A 4,953-nucleotide genomic window follows, 5' to 3' on the forward strand; every position below is an offset into this window, starting at 1 on the left:
TGAACGATACCCACGATACGGCTTTCCGAAGCTTTTCCAGATCCTGCGACGGCAAGGATACTCATGGAATCACAAAAGGCTCCACCGTATTTACTGTCTGCTGAAGCTGAATTTTCGCCGTAAGGGCAAACAGCGGTTGCCGGTGCGTAATCCCTCGCCACTGGCCACACCGGAAGCGCTAAACCAGAGCTGGTCTGTCGATTTTATGCATGATGCACTGGCCTGTGGCCGTCGTTTTAGCACGTTTAATGTCGTTGATGACTTTAACCGTGAGGCGTTGTCGATTGAAATCGATCTGAACCTGCCAGCTCAGCGAGTCGTTCGTGTTCTCGACAGGATCGCGGCAAACCGTGGCTATCCGGCCATGCTGCGCATGGATAATGGTCCGGAATTTATCTCTCTGGCGCTGGCTGAATGGGCAGAGAGGCACGTAGTAAAATTGGAGTTTATCCAGCCGGGTAAGCCGACGCAGAATGCTTTCATCGGCGTTTTAACAGGACATACCGTACAGAAATACTCGATTTTTATCTGTTCAGAACGCTGAATGAAGTGCGGGAAATCACGGAGAAATGGTTATCAGAATATAACTGTGAACGTCCGCATGAATCACTGAACAATATGACACCGGATGAGTATCGACAGCACCATTATTTGGCCGGGATCTCAAAAAATTTCTGGAACTAAAATGGGTCTATTTACACATACGCTCTCCTATGCTCAAACTATAGGGCAAGATCAGTCTACTGAGGTGGGGTCAGTCCAGTTCGATTTATTCAGCAAAGCCTCTATCATCACGATAAAATTGAGTGCTTATCTCGGGCATAAGTGATTTTCGTCTTCCGGTGTTAAATATTCTGAAATTTAAATTATCGAACTTATTGCTGGATAACGACATTATATTGTATGCTGGTTGATGTGCATAGATTAACAGGGATTCAATCGCGTTTAGTTCGGTATTATCCTTACTGATAGGATCATAGTTTCTATCACGCATTTCCTTCCAGCTAGTAAATTCTCCAAATGATGCAAGGAAAACCTTGACCTCATCGCACTGATTAGAAAAGCGATTGTAGTGTTCTGACAGTCTTTTCATTATGTCTCTCTCCGTTTTTCCAATGTATAACAATACATCACGGCCATAAGTTGGATGATCGCCATAAATTTGATAAAGGCAATGCCATTCCTTTGCAATATCTCTGTCTTTATCCTGAGTTATTATATCTAACGAGTATGGGCCTTCCCAATATACATCATAAATTTTAGTTTCTAGATTTGAGTTACGCATAAATATTGTTATAGAAAATTAATCAGGTAAATAATATCGGCATGATTTTTAAAAACTTTAGTTATTTATATAATCTACATTAATGCCTAATACCAGAAACACAGACTTATTGATGACGCGACTATCCTGTCGGATGTTCAGAACGAAATGGTTAAGATAAATAGTAAGATAAACAATAAGATAAACGTTATTCAGTAGCTGATTTTGCCATTCGGTAACCTGCTCCATTACGGCATCGGTGACCTTTGAGACCAGCGCCGGTGAGACACCGGCGTCATACAGCTCTTTGAACGTAGCGGTGATCTCGCGAGTGGTCATCCATTTGGCATACAGCGACAGGATTTGGTTATCCATGCCGGTAATGCGGGGCTGGTTTTTCTTCAGCAATTGGAGTTCAAAGGTGGCTTCGCGATAGCGGGGAGTACGTAGTTCAAGCGGGCTATTAACGGTCGCTACGGTCTTTGTTGAGTAGCCGTTGCGGGTATTGGAGCCAGATTTGGGCTGATTTTTATCGTAGCATTGACGCTGGCGTTGACATTGAACCCCACGCCACTGGAGCCGAAGGTTATCCCGACCCCCACGCTGCTACCCTGGCTGCTGTTTTTGCCGTCCACCGTCTGGGTGTTTTGGGCCGATAGCAGGGTGATATCATGCTGGGCATCGAGTGCAATATCGCCACCGGCCCGTAGCGCGCTGCCGGTGACGGCAATATTGCCGCTGTCGGGGGCTTTGCCGGCTTGAGCATTGCCATACTCTGTTGTGACTGAACCTGTTATGTTGCCAGCAACGCCGGGCACTGGATTAATCGGTAGCGGTTTGGATATCCCGATCCCAACACCTGTCCAGATCCAGTCTTTCCATGGTTTCATTGGATTAAGGGTTTTATCAAATGGTAATTCAACAAGTTTACCTGCACTATACCCCAGCCCTGATAGTGCACTACTGATCAAGCCACCTTTCAGCGGATCGCCACCTTTAAGATAATTTGATGTGGCTCCACTGCCTGCGTTCACGACCATAGTACCTCAGAGTTCGGCTCCTGCTGTGAATGCACCAGTCCAGTATCCCAGAATAACGTCATTTGGATTTACTTCACCGTTAATTAGCAGGCCTGCACCAGCATTAGCTCCTGCACCTATCAGGTTGGTTGTTGCTGCTGCTGCTCCCGGTAATAATGGCTATACCATTGCACTACCCATCGCAGCTACTGCCAATTGGCAGGATACGGGAGTGTTTCCACTATAGGGCTCTTTAATTGTGGTCTGAGTTCCCGACTCGTAGTTTTCGACTGTCCTGGCTCCTGCTTATTTACAGCGGAAATAATATCCCCCAAAGCATTACTCTCCACAATAACTCGTTACTCTTTGGATGGGGAGCGCTTTTCTTTGCGTGCTTTTATCCAAGACATAAACCAGATACCTATTCCTGTGGGTATGCCAGTAGCTATTCCTGCTTTAACTGAGTAAAGAACGTCATCTTCCCAACTAAAAATGAATTTACCATTTTTAAGAAAAACCAAGATCGCTGCACATAAACAAGCTAATAGCGCAACTCCGATCAGGATAAGAACACAATAACAAATTAAAACAAAATTTAGTTTTACGCCAACTGTCCGTATTTTCATTTTTCATCTCCAGACTCATTAAGCTTATTCTGAACTTTACCACCAACTATTTCACTAGAAAGCGAACCACCAATGTTACCTATCGTTTCTGCTACACCATTTGAGACGACTGGTTTCAGCTGCTCGGTAACAACCTTACCGGCTACACTACCCACCGCTGAACCAATTCCAGCCCCGATCATCGCATTGGTCGGATCTTCACCTTTGATCATGTTGCCAATATAAGCGCCACCGATGCTGACGCCTTCTGTAAGCACAGGGCCTTTACCCTGAGTTAATGCGCCAGTTCCTATTGCGATGAGTGCATCGGCATAGCTAAAGGGTTTATCACCATTTACGGTGAGTTGTGTGCTGACATTCGCCGCACCTCCAATTCTTCATAGTTATCCATCGCCTGTTCACTGCGTAGGATCAGATTATTGCCGACATTCGCCACCACGTTCTCCCCCTGTATCTGCGCCCCTTTCAGGGTGGTGTCATTACCGCTGCTCAGCGTCAGGGTGTTGCCCGCGTTCACTGTGGTATCCGTGGCATAGCGGCTGTTGCCTTTTTCAAACACCATAATTCGTCAGTACGGCAGCTTAAATCCGTCGCCGAGTAAATTATTCTCCACAGAAAAACCCAGTTACTGAACTGGGTTTTGTTATCTGCCCCTATGTATTCAATGTCGTTTCATTGTTCTGGCGTAATAATACATACCGCCAATTCCGCACACACCACCTGTAATGCAGGCTATTTTTAAATAATTAATAACTTCTTTCATAGAAAAGTTGAAAGGTGTTTTGTAAAACAACCAAAAGAACACGTCAATAGCTGTGCCTACTAGCATTAATGTCAAGGCCACTGTCATAAATGTAGCAAGAAAATAATATAGAAAGGTAACAATGAATTTCATTTATTATTGCCCCCATTATTATTTTTCACTTCATCTATCTTGTCATTTACCTTATTGGAAATGTATTCACCACCTGAAGTTCCGCTCGTAGTGCCAGCAACTGAAGGCCATAGGCTTGGTTGAATGGGCTTAGATATTCCCATTCCTATGTCGTCCCATCCTAAATTTTTCCAAACAGGATTGAAAATTTCATCCATAGCAGGTTCAACAAATTTATTTCCTATTCCATAGGCTACTCCGCCTGTGAGACCGCTAACCAGTCCACCTACCCATGGATTCTTGCCATCAAGATAACTTGTTGTAGCTCCTCCCGCGGCATTTATGGCTATTGTCGTTTCCAAGCCAGTACTTCTGGTCAGTGCTCCAACCCAATATGCTGCGATGACATTCTTAGGATCAACTGAACCGTTCATCACATAATCAATGCCACCAACTGCTCCTGCACTGATTGCACCAGAAATAACCATCGCCTCAGGAAGCACACCACCTGACATCACGGTACCCATCGCCGCCACTGCCATCTGGCAAGACATAGGTGTATTTCCGCTACAAGCTTCTTTAATTGCCGCCTGCTGTTCTTCTTTCCATTTGTCCGCAGTACCTGGCTTATTAGCATTGGCAGCCGCCAGAACACTTGCCAGCGAGTTATTCTCCACCGTCGTCTTACCCGACTGTGCGCCGGCGAGTGCGGAAGCACCCGCGTCACCCACCAGGCCGCCGGCCAGTCCGGCGGCAACGGTGGCCAGTGCTGAAACGGTCTGTTTCTCGGTTTCGCTGAGCTCAGCGACCGGTTTCTGGTACATCTCAGTGGCCAGCATGCCGACGATTTCGCCGGTGGCTGCACCTGCGGCTCCGGCAAGGGGATGATTCCCCTGTGCTGCGGTCAGCGCCGCATTTACCACCGCATGGGCCGCCACCCGGCCCGCGCCGTCCGGGGTGCTCTGTTTGATTATCTCACTAATATACGGCGCTGCGCCGCCCGCCAGCGCCGCCTGCAGGTTGCCGCCCGCCAGCGCCGCCTGCAGGTTGCCGCCCGCCAGCCCCTGTACCGCCGCCGTGGCCGCCTGGATCGCCTGCTGGTATGCGCCGCCGGTGCCCAACCCGGAGTCGCGCATGCCAGTGTTATACGCCCGCTGCGCCACATCCTGT

The 4,953-nt window shown here is 47.5% G+C and carries 7 protein-coding genes and 2 pseudogenes; 1 reads left to right on the plus strand and 8 read right to left on the minus strand.

All coding sequences use genetic code 11. The features are described from left to right. Nucleotides 1-684, plus strand: a pseudogene (locus BRD58_RS17820) (IS3 family transposase); the annotation flags it as partial. Between the two features lie 85 nt (nucleotides 685-769). Here BRD58_RS17820 and BRD58_RS17825 read toward each other — a convergent pair. The 8 genes and pseudogenes from BRD58_RS17825 to BRD58_RS04545 all read right to left on the minus strand — a co-directional run. Beyond that, nucleotides 770-1,285, minus strand: coding sequence for a hypothetical protein (locus tag BRD58_RS17825; protein WP_129985700.1), 516 nt, complete (start codon nucleotides 1,283-1,285; stop codon nucleotides 770-772). A 72-nt stretch (nucleotides 1,286-1,357) separates the two neighbouring features. Beyond that, nucleotides 1,358-1,801 (minus strand): annotated as a pseudogene (locus tag BRD58_RS04525) (transposase); the annotation flags it as partial. Beyond that, on the minus strand, nucleotides 1,738-2,304 hold the full coding sequence (locus BRD58_RS18195) for a hemagglutinin repeat-containing protein (protein ID WP_309379535.1): 567 nt from the start codon (nucleotides 2,302-2,304) through the stop codon (nucleotides 1,738-1,740). The pseudogene BRD58_RS04525 and the gene BRD58_RS18195, both read right to left, overlap by 64 nt. A gap of 338 nt (nucleotides 2,305-2,642) precedes the next feature. Next, complete coding sequence (locus tag BRD58_RS04535; protein WP_071818503.1) at nucleotides 2,643-2,909, minus strand: hypothetical protein; 267 nt, start codon at nucleotides 2,907-2,909, stop codon at nucleotides 2,643-2,645. Continuing rightward, complete coding sequence (locus tag BRD58_RS17830; RefSeq protein ID WP_012847679.1) at nucleotides 2,906-3,166, minus strand: glycine zipper 2TM domain-containing protein; 261 nt, start codon at nucleotides 3,164-3,166, stop codon at nucleotides 2,906-2,908. Before BRD58_RS17830 ends, BRD58_RS04535 begins: the two co-directional genes overlap by 4 nt. A 77-nt stretch (nucleotides 3,167-3,243) precedes the next feature. Next, the gene (locus BRD58_RS04540; protein ID WP_012847680.1) at nucleotides 3,244-3,471 is read right to left on the minus strand and encodes a hemagglutinin repeat-containing protein; all 228 of its coding nucleotides are present in this window, start codon (nucleotides 3,469-3,471) and stop codon (nucleotides 3,244-3,246) included. A gap of 99 nt (nucleotides 3,472-3,570) precedes the next feature. Continuing rightward, a complete protein-coding gene (locus tag BRD58_RS17835) occupies nucleotides 3,571-3,804 on the minus strand; it encodes a hypothetical protein (protein ID WP_139263883.1) in 234 nt (77 codons plus the stop codon). After that, nucleotides 3,801-4,953, minus strand: a 1,153-nt coding sequence (locus BRD58_RS04545; protein WP_236721572.1) for a VENN motif pre-toxin domain-containing protein, incomplete at its 5' end; no start/stop codon positions are given. The genes BRD58_RS17835 and BRD58_RS04545, both read right to left, overlap by 4 nt.

It is taken from the genome of Edwardsiella piscicida (assembly GCF_001896205.1).
GTDB lineage: Bacteria > Pseudomonadota > Gammaproteobacteria > Enterobacterales > Enterobacteriaceae > Edwardsiella > Edwardsiella piscicida.